Origin of the sequence: Streptomyces coffeae, from assembly GCF_016741875.1 — a bacterium.
Taxonomy (GTDB): domain Bacteria; phylum Actinomycetota; class Actinomycetes; order Streptomycetales; family Streptomycetaceae; genus Streptomyces; species Streptomyces coffeae.
This window is the reverse complement of sequence record NZ_JAERRF010000014.1, coordinates 103,518-121,257: the sequence shown is the minus strand read 5'-3', so window position 1 is coordinate 121,257 and position 17,740 is coordinate 103,518. Positions and strand designations below refer to the sequence as shown.

Here is a 17,740-nt window from a genome sequence, read left to right as displayed (position 1 = left end):
TCCAGGGAACCCAGGGGGGACACCCGTGTACAGCGACGACATCCATCTGCGGCTGCACCGCATCCGCGCCGAACGGCTCCGGCAGGAGGCCCGGGAAGCGACCGCGCACCGCCCGGACGCCCGCCCGCTGCGCACCCGGCTGGGCTGGACGCTCGTGGAGGTCGGGCTGCGGCTGGCGACACCGCGCGGCCCGCAGGCGGCACTGACGGCACGGCTCGACTACTGACCGAGACGTACAGGGGGGACCATGAGCGACAAGAACGGCAAGGGCGATGGCAGACCCGGCGGCAGACCCGACCGACGGCCGCTCGCGCTCGTCCTCGCCGCCAACGCCATCTCCATCGCGGGGAATTCACTCACCCTGATCGGCGTCCCGTGGTTTGTGCTCCAGACCACGGGCAGCGCCGCCAGGGCCGGGCTCGTCGCCTTCTGCGCCACTCTCCCGGTGGTCGTCTCCGCCGTCGTCGGCGGACCGGTCATCGACCGGCTGGGGCGGCGGCGGGTCTCGATCGCCTCGGACGCGCTGTGCGGGGTGGCCGTCGCCGCGATCCCGCTGCTCCACTTCGCCGGGCTGCTGCGGTTCTGGCAGCTCTGCGCCCTGATGGCGTTCTCCGGACTGCTGCACGCACCGGGTGAGACGGCCCGCGAGGTGCTGGTGCCCGCGCTGGCCGAACGGGCGGGCACCACCCTCAGCCGCGCGGCCAGCTTCTACGACGGCGCCTCGCGTGGCGCCCGGATGCTGGGCACGGCCCTCGGGGGTGTGCTGATCGCCTTACTCGGCCCGGCCTCCGTCCTGCTGCTGGACGCGGTGACGTTCGGGGTCTCCGCGCTGCTGATCGCGGCGGGGCTGCGCGGACTGCCCGCGGCCGCCCCGCGCCGCGCGGCCGCGCCGGTCTCGCTCCGCGCGTACCGGGCCGAACTCCGCGAGGGGTACGCGTTCTTGCTGCGCCACCGGCTGCTGCTGGCCATCGTGCTGATGGTGATGGTCACCAACGGCCTCGACCAGGGCTACTCCTCGGTGCTGCTGCCGGTGCACGCCGAACACCACCTGGACGGTTCGGTCGATCTCGGGCTGGTGACCGCGCTGTTCGGCGGCGGGGCGCTGACGGGCGCGCTGCTGTACGGGGCGGTGGGCGACCGTTTCCCGCGGCGTACCGTCTTCGGGGTCTGCTTTCTGCTCTGCGGGCTGCCGCGGTTCGCGGTCGCCGCGTTCGTCCCGGGCCTCCCGCCGCTCGCCGTGACGATGGTGGTCAGCGGGCTCGCGGCGGGCATGCTCAATCCGATCCTCACCACGGTGACGTACGAGGCCGTACCGGACGAGCTGCGCAGCCGGGTGATGGGGGCGCTCACCGCGGGGGTGTGGGTGGTGATCCCGCTGGGCGGGCTCGCGGCCGGCTATCTGGTGGAGGGCGCCGGGCTGACCACCGCGTTCCTGGTCACCGGCGGGGTGTACTTCCTGACCACGCTGAGCCCGCTGGCCTTCCCGGTCTGGCGTGGCATGGACCGCGAACCCGTGGCCCCGGCGGCAGGGGTCCCGGCCGCGCTCAGCAGTGCGGGACCGCCCCGCCCGAGCGCAGCCCCCGCAGAGCCGACACCGCGCCCTTGAGGGTGGTGACGGGGATCAGCCGGAGCCCCTTGGGCAGCTCGGCCTTCGCGTCCGCGCACTCGTCCTTGGGCACCAGGAAGACCGTCGCGCCGTCCCGCTTGGCCGCCTGGGTCTTCAGCGGAACGCCGCCCACCGCGCCGACCTTGCCCTTGGCGTCGATGGTGCCGGTGCCCGCGATCGTCCGCCCGCCGGTGAGATCGCCACCGCTGCCGTCGCCGTCCAGCTTGTTGATGATGCCGAGCGAGAACAGCAGCCCGGCACTCGGGCCGCCCACATCGGCCAGCCGCAGGGTGACCTTGACGTCCTTCGCCGACCGGTGGAGATAGCCGAGCGCCGCGCTGGTGGCGGTGGACTGCGACTTCTCCATCTCCTCGGTGTTGTGCCGCTCGATCTCCTCGGTGGTGCCGCCCACGTAGACCGAGTCGTGCGGCATCACGGCGCGGTCGGTGTCCAGCCAGCCGCCGATCACGTCCCCCAGCCGCACGGTGGCGTCCGGTCCGGTCGCCACGATCGTGGTCATCCGCAGCTGCCCGGTGGTCTTGCGGGTGTCGGCTCCCGAGATGGTGATCACCGGCTTGCCCTGGTCGGAGCCCAGGACGTTCACGGTGGTGCCCGGCTGGGCGATGGTGAACGGCAGCGGCGCGAACGCGGCGACCGCCAGCAGGGCGAGCACGATCGCGGAGCAGATCATGAGAATGCGGGCGCGGGGGGAGACGGCAGGCATGCTGTGAATCTAGTTGACGCCCGAGATGAGTGTGCCGCCGCCCTGACCGTTCCTACCGGCGCCCTGACCGTTCCGGCTGCCGCCCTGACCGTTCCTGACCGCCCGGGGCGGCCACCGCACGGACCGGGGCGGCGGCCCGGCCGTCACCTCAGCGCGTCGGCCACCTCCCGGGCGGCGTCCACCACCCTCGGACCGACCCGTTCCGGTACAGCGTCGCAGAGCATCACCACACCCACACTGCCCTCTATCCCGGTCACCCCCAGCAGCGGGGCGGCCGCACCGCTCGCGCCCGCCTCCAGTTCGCCGTGGGTGAGGGCGTAGCCCGGGTCGTCGATGCGGGCCGCGCGGGCGGCCAGGATCGCCCGGCCCGCGGCGCCCCGGTCCAGCGGGTGGCGGAACCCGGCCCGGTAGGCCACGTGGTAGTCGGTCCAGGTCGGCTCGACCACCGCGACCGCGAGGGCCTCGGTGCCGTCGACCAGGGTGAGGTGGGCGGTCGCGCCGATGTCCTCGGCGAGGGAGCGCAGTGCGGGCAGTGCCGCCTCCCGGACCAGCGGATGCACTTGGCGGCCGAGCTGGAGCACCCCCAGCCCGACGCGTGCCCGTCCGCCGATGTCACGGCGGACCAGGGAGTGCTGCTCGAGGGTGGCCAGAAGTCGGTAGACCACGGTGCGGTTGACGCCGAGCTTGGTGGACAGCTCGGTGACGGTCAGCCCGTGGTCGGTGTCGGCGAGCAGTTTGAGGACACGCAGTCCCCGGTCGAGCGTCTGAGAGGTCTCCGCGGTCACGACGCCCCCTCCTCGGTGATGGGTGGCGGCCCTTCGCGGAGGTGCACCGCCGGTCCCGACGACGGCGCGCGCAGAGGCCGCCGGTCGCGGTGGCTGGTACGGCTGGTACGCATCCGGCTGCGCTCCGCGGCGGCGCTGCCACGGGGCGTGTGCGTGCCCGAACGCTAGCGACCCGGTTCGCTGAGCGGAAGAGTCCGTCCAGAATCCGAGCAGAGCTTTCCGCTGTCACCGCCCCGCCGGTCGGCAATTTGTGACGTTTAGCGCCATACGCCCGGATATTCAGTGGCGAGTTGGCGACGTTCCCTCAAAGGGGTTGTGAAAAGCGCGAGGGGTGGTGCGGACACCATCCGCACCACCCCTCGCATCACCACATGCGCGGCCTTCCGTCACCGCATGCGCGTGGCCCACTCCTGCACCTTCTTGATCCGCTCACGGATCTGCCCGGCCGTGGCCTCCGCGCTCGGCGGCCCTCCGCACACCCGGCGCAGCTCGGTGTGGATCACCCCATGCGGTTTGCCGCTCTGGTGGACATACGCCCCCACCAGCGTGTTGAGCTGCTTGCGCAGCTCCAGCAGCTCCTTGTGGGTGACCACCGGCCGCCGCTCGGCCGGGATCTCCAGCAGATCGGCCTCCGTGTCCGGCCGCTTGCGGCTGTGCGCGATCTGCTTGGCCTGCCGCCGCTGGAGCAGCATCTGCACCTGGTCGGGTTCGAGCAGCCCGGGGATGCCGAGGTAGTCCTGCTCCTCGTCGCTACCGGGGTGCGCCTGCATCCCGAACTCGGCGCCGTCGTAGAGCACCCGGTCGAAGACCGCGTCCGACTCCAGCGCCTCGAAGGGCAGCTGGTCCTGTTCGCCGGTGTCCTCGTCCTGCTGCTTCTCGGCCTCCTCGAGGAGCTTCTCCTCCTCCGCGTACGGGTTCTCCTCCTCGCCGTCCTTCTTCGGCTTGTCCAGGACGTGGTCGCGCTCGACCTCCATCTCGTTGGCGAAGCCGAGCAGCATCGGGATGGTGGGGAGGAACACCGAGGCGGTCTCGCCGCGCCGCCGCGACCGTACGAAGCGGCCGACGGCCTGGGCGAAGAAGAGCGGGGTGGAGATGGTGGTGGCGTACACCCCGACCGCCAGCCGGGGCACGTCCACCCCCTCCGACACCATGCGGACCGCGACCATCCAGCGGTCGTCGGAGTGGCTGAAGTCCTCGATCCGCTGCGAGGCCGCGGCCTCGTCGGACAGCACCAGCGTGGCCTTGGTGCCGGTGATCTCACGGATCAGCTTGGCGTAGGCGCGGGCCGACTCCTGGTCGGCGGCGATCACCAGCGCGCCCGCGTCCGGGATGCCCTTGCGGACCTCGGTCAGCCGCTGGTCGGCGGCGCGCAGCACATTGGGCATCCAGTCGCCGCGCGGATCGAGCGCGGTGCGCCACGCCTGCGAGACGGCGTCCTTGGTCATCGGCTCGCCCAGCCGGGCCGCGATCTCGTCGCCCGCCTTGGTGCGCCAGCGCATATTGCCGCTGTAGGAGAGGAAGATGACTGGCCGGACGACACCGTCGGCCAGCGCGTTGCCGTAGCCGTAGGTGTAGTCGGCGGAGGAGCGGCGGATGCCGTCGTTGCCCTCTTCGTAGGTGACGAACGGGATGGGGTTGGTGTCGGACCGGAAGGGCGTACCGGTGAGCGCCAGCCGCCGGGTCGCGGGCTCGAACGCCTCGAGGCACGCCTCGCCCCAGGAGCGGGAGTCACCGGCGTGGTGGATCTCGTCCAGGATCACCAGGGTCTTGCGCTGCTCGCTGCGGTTGCGGTGCAGCATCGGGCGGACGCCGACGCCCGCGTAGGTCACCGCGACCCCGTGGTACTCCTTGCCGACCGGGCCCGCGCTGTACTCCGGGTCCAGCTTGATCCCGATCCGCGCGGCGGCCTCCGCCCACTGCTTCTTCAGGTGCTCGGTGGGCGCGACGACCGTCACCTGCTGCACCACATGGTGGTGCAGCAGCCAGGACGCGAGGGTCAGCGCGAAGGTCGTCTTGCCCGCGCCGGGCGTCGCGACCGCGAGGAAGTCCCTCGGCTGCTCCTGGATGTACTTGTCCATGGCGCCCTGCTGCCAGGCGCGCAGCTTGCTCGCGGTACCCCAGGGCGCCCGCCCCGGGAAGGCGGGCGAGAGGTGATGGCTGGTGCTGGAGGCGGTAGTAGTCACGGTCTCCGTCGGGCTGGCTCGGCGGCGTGGTTCGGGAACCGCGTCAGCCTACCTGTGCCGCCATTCACGCTTCGGGGGTACGCCACGAGACCACCCGAGGGTGGGACCAGGCTCACACCGCGGCCGCGAACCGGATCGTCTTCCGGTCCGCGGCCGGGTGGGGCGAAGGCCCGCGGTCACACGGTCATGCGGTCAACAGCACTCCCGCGTACGACACCCCCGCGATCACCACCCACGCACACAGCCCCAGCGCCGCCACCCGCGCCCCCGTCCGGGACAGCGAGGGGAGGTGGACCGCGCTGCCGAGGCCGAAGAGGGCGGCGGCGAGGAGGAGTTCACGGACGTCGCCGGCGGTGTCGAGCGCGGCGGTGGGCAGCACGCCCGTACTGCGCACGGCGGCCATGGCCAGGAAGCCGAGGACGAAGAGCGGAACCAGCGGCGGTCGCCGCGTCCCCGCCCGCTCCGAACCCCCGGCTTCCTCGCCCCCGTTACCCCCCGCGGCCGTGTTGGTCACCACGGCCGCCTCGGCCGCGTTCCGGCGCGCCCGTACGGACAGCGCCAGAGCCGCGACCAGTGGTGCGAGCAGCGCCACTCGCACCAGCTTGACCAGCACCGCTTCGGTGAGCGCGGCATGCCCGGCGGTCTGCGCGGTAGCCACGACCTGGCCCACGTCATGCACGCTCGCGCCCGCCCACCGGCCGAACTCCGCGTCGGTCAGCCCTAACGGCTGCTGGAGCAGCGGCAGTACGGCGATGGCGAGGGTGCCGCACAGCGTCACCAGCGCCACCGAGGTGGCCACATCGCGCTCGTCGCTCTCCGAGACCTCGCTGACCGCGCCGATCGCGGACGCGCCGCAGATGGAATAGCCGGTGGCGATCAGCAGCGGCTGGTCCCCGCGCAGCCCCATCCGGCGGCCGAGCCACCAGGTGCCGAAGAACGTGGCCGCGACCACGCCGAACACCATCGCCACCGTGGCCCAGCCGAGGCCGAGCACATCGCCGAGGCCAAGCCCGAGGCCCAGCAGCACGATGCCCAGCCGCATCAGCCGCTTCCCGGCGAAGGAGAGCCCGGGACGGCACGCTCCGCACACCAGGCCCCGTACACCGGGCAGATGGGCGGCCGTGATGCCCAGCACCACGGCCGCGGTGAGCAGGGGAACGGCGGGTACCAGCCAGTGGACGCACCAGGCGACCGCGACCCCGGCCGCCGCGAGGCCGAGGCCGTACGTGGGGGCGGGCAGCCGACGGCCCGGCGCGGCGGACGCGGCGGAGGACCCGGCGGACGACCTGCTGGACGCGGCTGACGACTTGGCGGCGGACCCGGCGTTCGCCCCCCGCCCGGCGGCCCGCGCCCCCGTCAGCGCCACGCCGTCACCGCGCCGTGGAACGGACGGGCGGAGCGGCGCGCGCTCACAGCTCGTCCTCCGTCGGCAGCTCGTACACCCGCCGTACGCTGCTGCCCAGCCGCGCGATGTCCGCGCCGTAGACATGGATCGAGATCGCCGTGCCCTCGCAGGCGTTCCACACCCTGTGGATATCTCCCGGCGGCGCGAACCCGCATACCGACCCCTGCGGATTGACCACGTCCTTCTCCGCGACCAGCCGTGAGCTCAGCCCGTCCGGCACCAGCCGGTAGCGGCGCTCGTGCTCCTCACCCTCGTGGACGCCGGTCACACACCAGGACACGTGGTCGTGGATGGAGGTGCGCTGACCGGGCAGCCAGACCAGGGCGACGATCGAGAAGCTGCCGTCCGGCTCGGCGTGCAGGATGTGCTGGCGGTAGCAGTCGGGGTCGCCCTCCCGCTGCTCGGGGGTGAGCAGATCGGCCGCGCCGAGGAAGGGCGCGAGCCGTTCGCCCACGAGATAGGCGGTCACATCGGGCGGCAGTCCGCGTCCTACGGCCTCGCGTACGCCGTCGACGAACGCGCCGAGGCGCGCCGTGACGCGGGAGACGGTGGGTTCGGTCGGCGTAGTGGTCATAACCGCAGCGTGCTGCCGCGCACTCCATCACGTCCAACGACGATTTCTTGGCCGCCCCCTAAATTCTGCTTATGGACGGCTGGCTGGGGCGGGCGCCTTGGGTTGTCGGGGCGGGCGACTTGGGACGGGGTCCTTGGGATACGGGGTCCTTGGGATGAGGTCAGCAGCCGACCCGGTTGCCCGCCACCGCCTTCAGCTCCTCCAGCACCCGCGCGGTCGCCGGGATCTCCAGATGCTCGCGCAGCAGATACGCCGAGACATGGCGGCGCGAGGCGGGGTCCAGGGCGCGCCCGGTGACCTTCTGGTGGCACAGGAAGGACAGCACCAGACCCGGCATCATCGCGACCCCCAGCCCCGCCGCGACCATGCTCTGCACCACCAGGTTGTCGTCGGTGGTGAAGGCGATGTCCGGGGCGAAGCCCTGCTCGGCGCATTCGTGCAGGAAGTTGGCGCGGCAGCGCAGACATCCGGCGATCCAGCGCTCCTCGCTCAGATCGGCCAGCTTGACCGCGCGCCGCCGGGCCAGCGGATGCCCGGACGGCAGCAGCACCGTCAGCTGGTCCTCCAGCAGCGGGATCTCGACCAGCTCGGCGGGAACCTCCTCGTGCAGCCCGGGATAGGTGAAGGCGAGCGTAATGTCGCATTCTCCGCGCACCACCCGCCCCAGCGATTCCGGCGGCTCGCCCTCCAGCAGCTCCACCCGTACCCCCGGGTGGGTGGCGGCGAGCCGGGCCATGGCCTCGGGGATGAGGGTGGCGTTGGCGCTGGGGAAGGCGCACACCCGCACCCGGCCCGAGCGCAGCCGGGTGATGGCGTTCATCTGCTGCTGGGCGGTGGAGATGCTGGACAGGATGGTGTCCGCGTGCCGGGCCAGGGTCTCCCCCGCCTCGGTGAGCCGCATCCCCCGGCCGACCCGGATGAACAGCGGGCTGCCGACGGCCCGTTCGAGGGCCTTCATCTGCTGAGTGATGGCGGGCTGGGTATAGCCGAGGGCACGGGCGGCGGCCGAATAGGAACCGGCGCTGACCACCTCGTGGAACGTCTTGATGTGCCGGGAATCGAACACCCTCGCATCATAGCCGCACAACATAAGCGGAATTTGGGTAGCGGGAGGACCACCCCCATCGGTGCTTTGGAGTCACGGATCACCCCCGACGGCCGGTGCCCGCACCCCCGACGGCCGATGACGGGTGTCACACGCACCGGTGTCTTCGGGCTGAGTCGGGGCTCTTCGGGCAAGCTGACCTCATGCCGCACTACACGTCGTACGACAACACCGAGCTGGCCTATCGCGTGCTGGAGGCCCGGGACGGCTCCGCGCGCCCGCCGCTCATCTGTCTGGCCGGCGGGCCGGGGCGGAACGCCGCCTACCTCGGCGACCTCGGCGGCCTTGACGCCCACCACACGCTGATCATCCCCGACAGCCGCGGCACCGGGGACTCCCCTCCGGCCACCGATCCCAGCGGCTACTCCTTCCCCGGTCTCGCCGAGGACCTGGAGGCGCTCCGCCGCCATCTGGGGCTGAACCGCTTCCCGCTGCTGGCGCACGACGCGGCGGCGGCCACGGCACAGGCGTACGCGGCCGCACATCCCGAGCACCTCACCCATCTGGTGCTGGTCTGTCCGGGCGCCCGGCTCCAGGGCCAACTGCCCGAAGACGCCCGGGAGATCTTCGAGTCACGCGCGGACGAGCCATGGTGGCAGGAGGCGTATGTCGCGGTGCAGCTGCTGCCGGACACCACCGACTTCGGTGAGGTGCGCCGACTGCTGCTCCAGGCCGCCCCCATGGCGTACGGCCGCTGGGACGAGCCCCAGCGGGCCCATGCGGCGGCCGAGGGCGAGCAGCTCGGCCCGGTGCCGCGCGCGGGCTTCTGGCAAGGCGTCGACGAGGCGGGCCGCCGCGCGGTGCTGGCCCGGCTGCGCGAAGTGCCCTGCCCGGTGCTGGCGGTGACCGGCGACCGGGACGCGGTGACCGGCGTACGGGCCGGGGAGCTGGTCGCGGAGTCGTTCCCCGACGGACGGGCGCAGCCGCTGCACGGTGTGGGCCACTACCCGTGGGTGGACGAGCCGGACCTGTTCCGCCCGCTGGTCGAGGACTTCCTCGCGGGCCGCCCCGGGCGGCCGTGAGGCCCCGTAGAGCCACCGGGCGGGCCGGGGCGCCCACTGTGAACGCGGTGTGTCAGTCGCATGGCAGCCGTGGCCGAATCATTGAGCCTCCCGACCCCCGTCCCTATCGTCGAAGCACGAGCACAACATCGGCCGTGTGCCCGAGTGGTTGAGGGGCTCGCCTGCAAAGCGAGTTACGCCGGTTCGAATCCGGTCACGGCCTCCACTGCCTTGAACGGGCAACGAAGGGGCGGCACCCCAGAGGGAGTGCCGCCCCGTTGTTCGTCCGCCAGGCCCACGACTCCGATTGGACCTGCCCGGCGAGCCGAATCCGATTCCAGCATCGAGACTCTGAAGCGACAGTGAAACCACCGCCGTGGAAGAGGCCGACCGTGACCTACACCAATCACCGAGCGACCGGCACCATCCAGGAACTTTCGACCCTTCGCGCCGCCGAGTTCGTGGTGAAGGAAGACCCGTGGCCCGAGGTTACGGTGGATCAATACACCGTGCCGGGCACCCTCCTTTACCGTTGGGGTTTGATCGTCAAGCCCGTAGATCGTGAGGTGAACCTCACATCGAAGACAAGAACGATCAAGAAGGCCGTGTTTGCCGATGCGGCCAACCCGGCCGATCTTTGCGTCACGCTCACAAACTTCAGGATCTCAGCCACCAAGGGTGAGGACCCGTCGACGCACGCCCCATTCATCTGGATTGCGATGGACTACCTCATTACCTCGCACGACGATCACACCATTGAGGGATTTCCGGGCGCCGAAGGCCCGTTGATTCTGGATTTGAACTTCAAGAAACCTGACGACGGCATCGTCTACTACCAGCGTGTTCCGATCTCAGTCCGATGCGACCAGAACAACGAACACGCAGTCTTCTTTTATGTCGAGCGGTACTATCTCGCATGGTTCGACCACTGGCAGAAAATGGGTTGGGGCGGTGGCGGAGTCGTCGAAGGCTGTTGACGCCGGGGCCAGTTCGCTTCCGGTCACGACCTCCACCTTCTTTCCGTTCTGTTCATCTTCGCGCTTCCCGCTTTCACATCCTCACCACTGAACGGCCCCCGGGCCGTCTCACCACGTGCGAATACGTTCGGGCGCACCGTTAAGATCAAGTCAACTCCCCTGGCCATCCCGCCTTGGTGCCCCGTCCCCGGCATGTTCGTCTCATAGGGTCACAGTGGTGCCTGCGGTCGCACGGCGGACAACGCCCCGACTGCCAGGCACCTTTGTTTCGAGTCTCGACGAATTCTGTTTTCACGTGGGGGAAATGTGCAGCCCGCCGTACCGGCCGCCCGTCTGCCGTTGTCGACCGGCCAGAGCGAGATCTGGTTCATCGAGCAGCTGGAGCCGCCGGAGAGTACAACGTTCCGGGTCGGCGAGTACCTGGAGATACAGGGCCCGATAGACCCGGAGATATTCGAGAGGGCACTGCGCCGGGCTGTCGCCGAGGCCGAGCCCTACAACGTGCGCGTCGGTGAGGACGACGGACTGCCCTGGCAGACGCTGGATCCGGTGACCGACTGGGAGTTGGCGAAACCCGACGTCAGCGGGGAGCCCGACCCGCGTGCGGCGGCCGAGCGGTGGATGAAGCACGACCTGGCCACCCGGCTCCGGCTCGGCGACCACCCCGCGTTCTCCTTCGCCCTGCTGAAACTGGGGCCGGAATGCTTCCTGTGGTACCAGGGAACCCATCACATCGTCTCGGACGCGGGCTCCGCCGCACTGCTCGCCCGCCGCACCGCCGAGATCTACACGGCCCTGGTGAAAGGCACCGAACCGGCCGCCGCGGGAACCGTCTTCGGCTCACTGCGGGCGATGCTCGACCAGGACGCGGAATACCGGGCGTCGGAGGATTTCGCCAAGGACCGCGCCTACTGGATGGACCACTTCGGGGATTCCCCGCGACCGGCCCGGCTTTCCGGCCGCCCCGGCAATGAACTGTCCACCGTGCTGCGGCAGACCGCCTACCTCAGTGAAGCGGAGGCGGTCGAACTGCGCGCCGCCGCCCGCACGTACGCGACCCACTGGTCTGCGATGATCATCACCGCCACCGCGGTGTATCTGCACCGTATGACCGGCGAATCCGACATCATTCTGACGCTGCCGGTCTCCGCCCGCACCGATGCCACCGCACGTTCCATTCCGGGCATGTTCGCCAATGTGGTGCCGCTGCGCATCCGGGTGCGCTCCGATATGCGAATACGGGAGCTGGTGCGCCAGGTCTCCCGGGAAGTACGGCAGGCCCTGCGGCACCAGCGCTACCGGCGTATCGATCTGGCCCGGGACCTGCGGATGCCGGACGGCGGCAATGGATTCCTCGGCCCGCACGTCAACATCATGACCTATGACTACGACTTCGACTTCGCCGGTCACCGGGTCGTGGGCCACAACCTCTCCAACGGCACCGTCGAAGACCTCTCGATCATGGGCTACGACCGTTCCGTCGGCACCGGTATCCGGATCGACCTCAACGCGAACTCCAACCTCTACACCGAGGACGATCTGTTCGGCCACCGTGAGCGCTATCTGCGGCTGCTGCGCTCCCTTGCCGATCCCTCCGCCGCCGCGGACAAGGACCGCACGGTCGGCGGCCTCGACCTCCTCTCCGCCGAGGAGCTCCACCGGATGGTCGTCGAGCCGAACGCCACGGCCCGCCCGGCTTCCACCGCCACCCTCCCCGAGCTGATCGCCGCCCAGGCCGCACGCACTCCCGGAGCGCCGGCCGTGGTCTTCGAGGGCACCCGGCTGAGCTACGCGGAGCTGGACACCGCCGCCGACCGGCTGACCCGCCAACTCCGCGCCCACGGCGCCGGACCGGGCCGCACGGTCGCCGTCGGGCTGCCCCGCTCCCCCGACCTGGTCGTCGCCCTGCTGGCGGTGCTGAAGTCCGGGGCCGCCTATGTGCCGCTCGATCCGGACTATCCGGCGCAGCGGCTGGCGTATCTGCTCGACGACACCGCGCCCGCGCTCATCGTCACCCGCTCCGACAGCGCCGCGGCACTGCCCCCGGCGGCCGGGGTGCCACGGCTGCTGCTGGACGCGTCCGAGGAGAGCGGCGCGGACAGCGCCACGGACATCGGCACGGACGAGGCCGCTCCCCCGGTGGCCCCCACCCCCGAGGACCCCGCGTACATCATCCACACCTCGGGCTCCACCGGCCGCCCCAAGGGCGTGGTGGTCCCGCACCGGGCCGTCGTCAACGCCCTGGAGTGGATGCGCGATCTGTACGGCCTCACCTCGGACGACCGGATGCTCCAGAAGACCCCGGCCGGATTCGACGCCTCCGTCTGCGAGTTCTTCCTGCCGCTGATCAGCGGTGCCACCGTGGTGCTCGCCAGGCCCGGTGGCCACAAGGACCCGGCCTGTCTCGCGCGCACCGTCCGCGAAGAGGCGGTCACCACGCTCCAGTTCGTGCCGTCGATGCTCCGGGCGCTGCTGGCCGATCCCGACGCCGCCGCCTCCTGCGCGAGCACCCTGCGCCGGGCGTCCAGCGGCGGTGAGGCGCTGCCGCGCGAGACGGCCGAGCTCTTCCACACGCTGCTGCCCGGGGTGCCGCTGCACAACCTCTACGGCCCCACCGAGACCACCATCCAGGTCGCGCACCATCTGGTCCGGCCGGGCGCGGACGGACCGGTGCCGATCGGCACCCCGGTCCACAACACCCGGCTCTACGTCCTCGACACCGCCCTCAAGCCGTGCCCGGCCGGGGCGACCGGTGAGCTCTACGCGGCCGGGGCGCAGCTCGCCCTCGGCTATCTCAACCAACCCGAGCTGACCGACGAGCGGTTCGTCCCCGACCCCTTCGGCCCACTGTTCGGCGACCCCGGCGCCCGGATGTACCGCACCGGCGATCTGGCCCGCCGCCTCCCCGACGGCACCCTGGAGTACCTCGGCCGCGCCGACGGCCAGGTCCAGTTGCGCGGGTTCCGGATCGAGCTGGGCGAGGTCGAGGCCGCGCTGCGGACCCTGCCGGACGTCGCGGACGCCGCCGCCGCGCTGCACACCGACGCAGACGGCGAGCAGCGGCTGATCGCGTATATGACGCCCATGACGCCCGGCTCCGTTATGACGCCCGGCTCCGTGCACGGGCCCGACCCCGCCGCCGCCCGCGAGGCCCTGGCCCGTACCCTGCCCGAGCACCTGGTGCCCGCCGCGTTCACCGTGCTGGACGCGCTCCCGGTGGACGCCAACGGCAAGCTGGACCGCACCGCCCTGCCCGCGCCGTCCTTCGAGGCGACCGCGTCCGGCCGGGCACCCCGCACCCCGGCCGAGGAGACGCTCTGCGCGCTCTTCGGCGCGACCCTCGGCGTCCCCGGTGTCACCATCGACGACGACTTCTTCCTGCTGGGCGGCCATTCGCTGCTCGCCTCGAAACTGGTCGCCCAGGCCCGCCCGGTGCTCGGCGACAAGCTGTCGATGCGCGATCTGTTCGAGGCGCCGACCGTCGCACGGCTGGTGGAGCGGATGGCGTCCGCGCCCACGGCCGGGGTCGACGGCACGCCCGAGCGCCCGCCGCTGGACATCCTGCTGCCGCTGCGCGGCGAGGGGCAGCGCCCGCCGCTGTTCTGTGTCCACCCCGGCGGCGGCCTCGGCTGGTCGTACACCGGGCTGCTCCGCCATCTCGCCCCCGACCAGCCGGTCTACGCCGTCCAGGCACGCGGGCTGACCGAGCCGGACGTCCTCCCGGCCAGTGTGGAGGAGATGGCGGACGACTATCTGCGGCAGATCCGCCGGGTGCGGCCGAGCGGCCCGTACCACCTCTTCGGCTGGTCCTTCGGCGGTCTGATCGCCCATGCCATGGCGACCCGGCTGCGGAACGAAGGCGAGGAGGTGGGCGTCCTGGCCGTGGTGGACGCCTACCCCGACAACGCCCAGGCGCTCCCGAACACCCCGGAGCTGAGCAAGCGGCAGTGGCTCGGAGTGCTGTTGGACGATATCGGCGGCGGTGACATCTTCGCCCCCGGCTGGCTGGCGGCCCACTCCGAGGAGGCCGGGACCGCCGACGATCTCGTGGCGGACCTCAGCCGCGAGACCGGGCTGCCGGAACGGCTGCTGGCGGGCGAGCACAGCTTCCCGCTGCTGGACATCCTCCTCAACGATCAGGAGCTGATGCGCAAGTTCACCCCCGACCGGTTCGACGGCGACATGCTGCTCTTCATCGCCGAGGACGAGATCCCGGGCTACCGCCGCGATCCACTGCACGTCCCCGGCGCCTGGCGGGCGCATGTCGGCGGCAGCCTTCAGGTGCACGGTGTCCCGGACCACCACTACCGGATGATGCGGGAGGAGTCGCTCGCCCGGATCGGCCCGGTGCTGGCCGCGGCGCTGGACCGGGCCCGGAGCTGAGGGCACGGCGGCCCGGGGCCGCCCGTCGGGGGCGTCCCCGGGCCGTTGAACACTTCGCTGGTCACCGAACGGATCGTGATCTACCGTCGTGGCTCATGAGCATCCGTTGCACGAGGAAAGAGTCGGCGTGACCCCGTGGGAAATGGCCGCCGTGTTCGCGGCGGGCACCGGTGCGGGCGCCATCAACACCGTCGTCGGCTCCGGGACGCTGATCACCTTCCCCGTTCTGCTGGCCACCGGTCTGCCGCCGGTCACCGCCACCGTCTCCAACGCACTGGGCCTGGTCCCCGGCTCCATCAGCGGCGCCATCGGCTACCGCAAGGAGCTCACCGGCCAGGCCCGGCGCATCCTCAAGCTCTGCTCGGCCGCCCTCATCGGCGGCCTCACCGGCGCCACCCTGCTGCTCACCCTGCCCAGTAGGGCCTTCGAAATGATCGTTCCGGTGCTGGTGGGCCTGGCGCTGGTCCTGGTCATCCTCCAGCCGCGGCTCAGCCGGGCCGTACGCGAGCGGCGGGAGGTGGCGGGCGGCCCCGACCACCGGGACGGTGGCCCGTTGCTGTTCGCGGGCCTGACGCTGGCCAGCGTCTACGGCGGCTACTTCGCCGCCGCCCAGGGGATCATCTATATGTCCCTGATGGGCATGCTGCTCGACGAACCCCTGCAACGCCTCAACGCCGCCAAGAACGTCTACGTGGCCGTCGTCAACACGGTCGCCGCGATCTTCTTCCTCTTCGTCGCTCACTTCGACTGGACGGCCGTCGCCCTGATCGCGATCGGCTCCGCCCTGGGCGGCCAGATAGGAGCCGCGGTCGGCCGCCGGTTCAGCCCGACCGTGCTGCGCGCACTCATCGTGACGGTGGGCACGGTGGCGATCGTGCAGCTGGTGGCACGGTGAACGCGCCCCACCCGGTACGGCGATCCCGAACCGTCACCGAACGCACCGATGTCGTCACGCTTTGCTGAACGACGTACATCACATCCGCACACAGGCATCCGTCCCGCAAACGGATTTCGCCGATGGGCCGTCGCCGGTCACAATTCAGCCAGGCGACCCATCTCGTTCTCCTGCTCTCGATACGCAGATACGCAGGTGCGGCAGGGTGGGCGCTTTCTGATGTGGAGAAGGAGATGAGCTCCCAGCGAGGAGGCACGTAGTTGGAAGGAAGGCTGGCCATGACGTTGGACGCACGTGACGAGGTGGAGCGGTTCATCCTGGGGGACCGGTTCGCCTGCCTGGCGGGACGGTCCGCTTGGCGCAAGGGTGGCATCACCCATCGTCACTACGACCTGATGGGATCCGAGGATTCGGCCCGGCTGATGGCACTCGATCTCGCGGATTTCGTGGACTCGGCGGACTGGAGCGCCAAGTCGTTCACGAGTTTCATCGCGACCTTCGAGCGGCCTCGCGGGGTGGACGAGCTCCGGTTCGAGGAGCTGCTGTGGGAACAGCTCCAGCTGCTCCATGAACAGGACGCCCAGTCCTATCGCTGGGCCGAGGGGTATTCGTCCGATCCGCAAGCTCAGGAGTTCGCCTACAGCGTCGCCGGTCATCCCTTCTTCGTCATCGGCCTCCACGAGACCCACCGCCGCTGGGGCCGCCGTCCTCCCTTCCCGATGCTGGCCTTCAACTCGCATGAGCAATTCGACCGCATCAAGGGCGCCAACATGTGGGACCGGCTCGCGGAGAAGATCCGCAAGCAGGACATCCAGCTCCAGGGCGACATAAACCCCAACCTGCTCGAGTACGAGCAGCTCTCCGAGGCCCGCCGCTACTCCGGCCGCCCGAAGCCCGCGGACTGGCAGTGCCCGTTCGCTGCCCGCGAGGGCGAGCGCGAGCCCGCGCTGATGGGTCCGACCTCGGCCTGAACCCTCCCGCTCCACGCGTACACCGATGCCCCGGCAGCCGCTCCTGGCTGCCGGGGCATCGCGTTGGCTCAGCGGTGTGAGGCGTAGCCGAGGAAGGTGGTCCAGGCGGCCGGGGTGACGGCGAGCCGAGGACCCTCGGGGATCTTGGAGTCGCGGATGTGGATGGTGCCGCAAGGATCGGCTGCTACCTCAACGCAGTCGGGACCTTCGTTGCTGCTGTAACTGCTCTTGATCCACGCGACCTCGACACACGCAGGACCGTCATTGCTGCTGTAGCTGCTCTTGATCCACTCGTCGGGCTTGAGGCTCATGTCTCTCCCCGCAGTTTCTCGATGAAGGCCAGAGACTCACACGGTGTGAGGGCCTGCGATCGGATCATGCCATAGCGCATATCAAGGATCTGGACCTCCTTGGGTTCGGAGATCAGACGGTTGGACAACTGGGCTTCCCAGTGGCCCAACGTTGTGCCTTCCTTGAGTTTCAGGAGCTGGAGCTCCCCACCCATCCCGGCATGGTCCTCGCGGTTCGTCGGCATCACCTGGATCGCAACGTGCCGCAACTTGCCCAATTCCAGGATGTGCTCGAGCTGGCGGCGCAGCACCACTCTGCCCCCGAGCGGGCGGGTCAGTGTCACCTCTTCCTGGACAAAGGTCAGCAGGGGTGCGGGACTCCGCCCAAAGATCTCCTGCCTGGCCAGTCGCGCCGCTACGTAGCGCTCAATCTCGTCTTCCGTTAAGGACGGTCGTCGCATCTCGTACAGCGCACGGGCGTACTCCTCCGTCTGAAGCAGCCCATGCAGGTTGTGGCAGCCGTACACCCCCAACTCGACGGCTTCGTCTTCCAGCTTCGCCAGATCGCGAACCTTCTTCGGATACCGTGCCTCCGCGACATCCTTCTTCATCGCGGCGATCTTGCCGCTCGCCCCCAGGACCTCATCCGCCTTGTCCAGGAACCCGGGGCTGGGGATCCGCCGCGCCCGTTCGACGGCCGAGACCTGTTCCTCTCCGTAACCGATCGCGGCCCCCAGTTCGGCCTGTTTCAGCCCGGCCGCCTCCCGCCAGAGCTTGATCTGACGGCCGACCGCCCGCAGTACAGCCGCGCTCTCCTCGTCCTCCATACCGGCCCACTCCC

Annotated in this window: 15 protein-coding genes and 1 tRNA gene; 8 read left to right on the top strand and 8 right to left on the bottom strand. The window is 70.5% G+C overall.

The features are described 5' to 3' along the window. The first annotated feature begins 25 nt into the window (after positions 1–25). Positions 26–226 (top strand): hypothetical protein, encoded by a 201-nt coding sequence (locus JK363_RS23645; RefSeq protein ID WP_201877068.1) that lies wholly within the window; start codon positions 26–28, stop codon positions 224–226. Between the two features lie 21 nt (positions 227–247). Next, the gene (locus JK363_RS23640; protein WP_201877067.1) at positions 248–1,606 is read left to right on the top strand and encodes an MFS transporter; all 1,359 of its coding nucleotides are present in this window, start codon (positions 248–250) and stop codon (positions 1,604–1,606) included. On the opposite strand, the gene JK363_RS23635 is transcribed toward JK363_RS23640, so the two are convergent. The 6 genes from JK363_RS23635 to JK363_RS23610 form a co-directional block, all read right to left on the bottom strand. Further along, on the bottom strand, positions 1,545–2,330 hold the full coding sequence (locus JK363_RS23635) for a S16 family serine protease (RefSeq protein ID WP_201877066.1): 786 nt from the start codon (positions 2,328–2,330) through the stop codon (positions 1,545–1,547). The genes JK363_RS23640 and JK363_RS23635 overlap by 62 nt on opposite strands. Before the next feature lie 143 nt (positions 2,331–2,473). Beyond that, entirely contained in the window at positions 2,474–3,115 is a 642-nt protein-coding gene (locus tag JK363_RS23630) for an IclR family transcriptional regulator (protein ID WP_201877065.1), read from the bottom strand. Positions 3,116–3,501: 386 nt separating this feature from the next. Beyond that, a complete protein-coding gene (locus tag JK363_RS23625; RefSeq protein WP_201877057.1) occupies positions 3,502–5,298 on the bottom strand; it encodes a DEAD/DEAH box helicase in 1,797 nt (598 codons plus the stop codon). 184 nt (positions 5,299–5,482) lie between these two features. Further along, a complete protein-coding gene (locus tag JK363_RS23620; protein ID WP_201877200.1) occupies positions 5,483–6,538 on the bottom strand; it encodes a YeiH family protein in 1,056 nt (351 codons plus the stop codon). A 169-nt stretch (positions 6,539–6,707) separates the two neighbouring features. Then, a complete protein-coding gene (locus JK363_RS23615; RefSeq protein WP_201877056.1) occupies positions 6,708–7,277 on the bottom strand; it encodes a cysteine dioxygenase family protein in 570 nt (189 codons plus the stop codon). A 160-nt stretch (positions 7,278–7,437) separates the two neighbouring features. Continuing rightward, complete coding sequence (locus tag JK363_RS23610) at positions 7,438–8,343, bottom strand: LysR family transcriptional regulator (protein WP_201877055.1); 906 nt, start codon at positions 8,341–8,343, stop codon at positions 7,438–7,440. A gap of 182 nt (positions 8,344–8,525) precedes the next feature. Here JK363_RS23610 and JK363_RS23605 point away from each other — a divergent pair, with 182 nt between their 5' ends. The 6 genes from JK363_RS23605 to gntA all read left to right on the top strand — a co-directional run bounded on the left by JK363_RS23605 (position 8,526) and on the right by gntA (position 16,609). Then, a complete protein-coding gene (locus JK363_RS23605) occupies positions 8,526–9,404 on the top strand; it encodes an alpha/beta fold hydrolase (protein WP_201877054.1) in 879 nt (292 codons plus the stop codon). A gap of 130 nt (positions 9,405–9,534) precedes the next feature. Beyond that, positions 9,535–9,609: transfer RNA gene (locus tag JK363_RS23600), tRNA-Cys, on the top strand. 166 nt (positions 9,610–9,775) lie between these two features. Beyond that, the gene (locus JK363_RS23595; RefSeq protein WP_201877053.1) at positions 9,776–10,360 is read left to right on the top strand and encodes a hypothetical protein; all 585 of its coding nucleotides are present in this window, start codon (positions 9,776–9,778) and stop codon (positions 10,358–10,360) included. Between the two features lie 306 nt (positions 10,361–10,666). Continuing rightward, positions 10,667–14,743: a non-ribosomal peptide synthetase gene (locus JK363_RS23590; protein ID WP_201877052.1), complete on the top strand. Its 4,077-nt coding sequence runs from the start codon at positions 10,667–10,669 to the stop codon at positions 14,741–14,743. 127 nt (positions 14,744–14,870) lie between these two features. Then, the gene (locus JK363_RS23585; protein ID WP_201877051.1) at positions 14,871–15,638 is read left to right on the top strand and encodes a sulfite exporter TauE/SafE family protein; all 768 of its coding nucleotides are present in this window, start codon (positions 14,871–14,873) and stop codon (positions 15,636–15,638) included. A 278-nt stretch (positions 15,639–15,916) separates the two neighbouring features. After that, positions 15,917–16,609: a guanitoxin biosynthesis heme-dependent pre-guanitoxin N-hydroxylase GntA gene (gene gntA, locus JK363_RS23580; protein ID WP_201877049.1), complete on the top strand. Its 693-nt coding sequence runs from the start codon at positions 15,917–15,919 to the stop codon at positions 16,607–16,609. 68 nt (positions 16,610–16,677) lie between these two features. Here gntA and JK363_RS23575 read toward each other — a convergent pair whose 3' ends face one another. Both JK363_RS23575 and JK363_RS23570 read right to left on the bottom strand, forming a co-directional pair. Then, positions 16,678–16,920 (bottom strand): DUF397 domain-containing protein, encoded by a 243-nt coding sequence (locus JK363_RS23575; protein WP_201877048.1) that lies wholly within the window; start codon positions 16,918–16,920, stop codon positions 16,678–16,680. Further along, a complete protein-coding gene (locus JK363_RS23570) occupies positions 16,917–17,726 on the bottom strand; it encodes a helix-turn-helix domain-containing protein (protein WP_201877047.1) in 810 nt (269 codons plus the stop codon). Before JK363_RS23570 ends, JK363_RS23575 begins: the two co-directional genes overlap by 4 nt. Positions 17,727–17,740 lie beyond the last annotated feature (14 nt).

Bases quoted from the DNA above. Each gene is read 5' to 3' on its own strand.
- JK363_RS23640 (WP_201877067.1), top strand. From the start codon at position 248: ATGAGCGACAAGAACGGCAAGGGCGATGGCAGACCCGGCGGCAGACCC.
- JK363_RS23635 (WP_201877066.1), bottom strand. From the start codon at position 2,330: ATGCCTGCCGTCTCCCCCCGCGCCCGCATTCTCATGATCTGCTCCGCG.
- JK363_RS23615 (WP_201877056.1), bottom strand. From the start codon at position 7,277: ATGACCACTACGCCGACCGAACCCACCGTCTCCCGCGTCACGGCGCGC.
- JK363_RS23605 (WP_201877054.1), top strand. From the start codon at position 8,526: ATGCCGCACTACACGTCGTACGACAACACCGAGCTGGCCTATCGCGTG.
- gntA (WP_201877049.1), top strand. From the start codon at position 15,917: ATGACGTTGGACGCACGTGACGAGGTGGAGCGGTTCATCCTGGGGGAC.
- JK363_RS23575 (WP_201877048.1), bottom strand. From the start codon at position 16,920: ATGAGCCTCAAGCCCGACGAGTGGATCAAGAGCAGCTACAGCAGCAAT.
- JK363_RS23570 (WP_201877047.1), bottom strand. From the start codon at position 17,726: ATGGAGGACGAGGAGAGCGCGGCTGTACTGCGGGCGGTCGGCCGTCAG.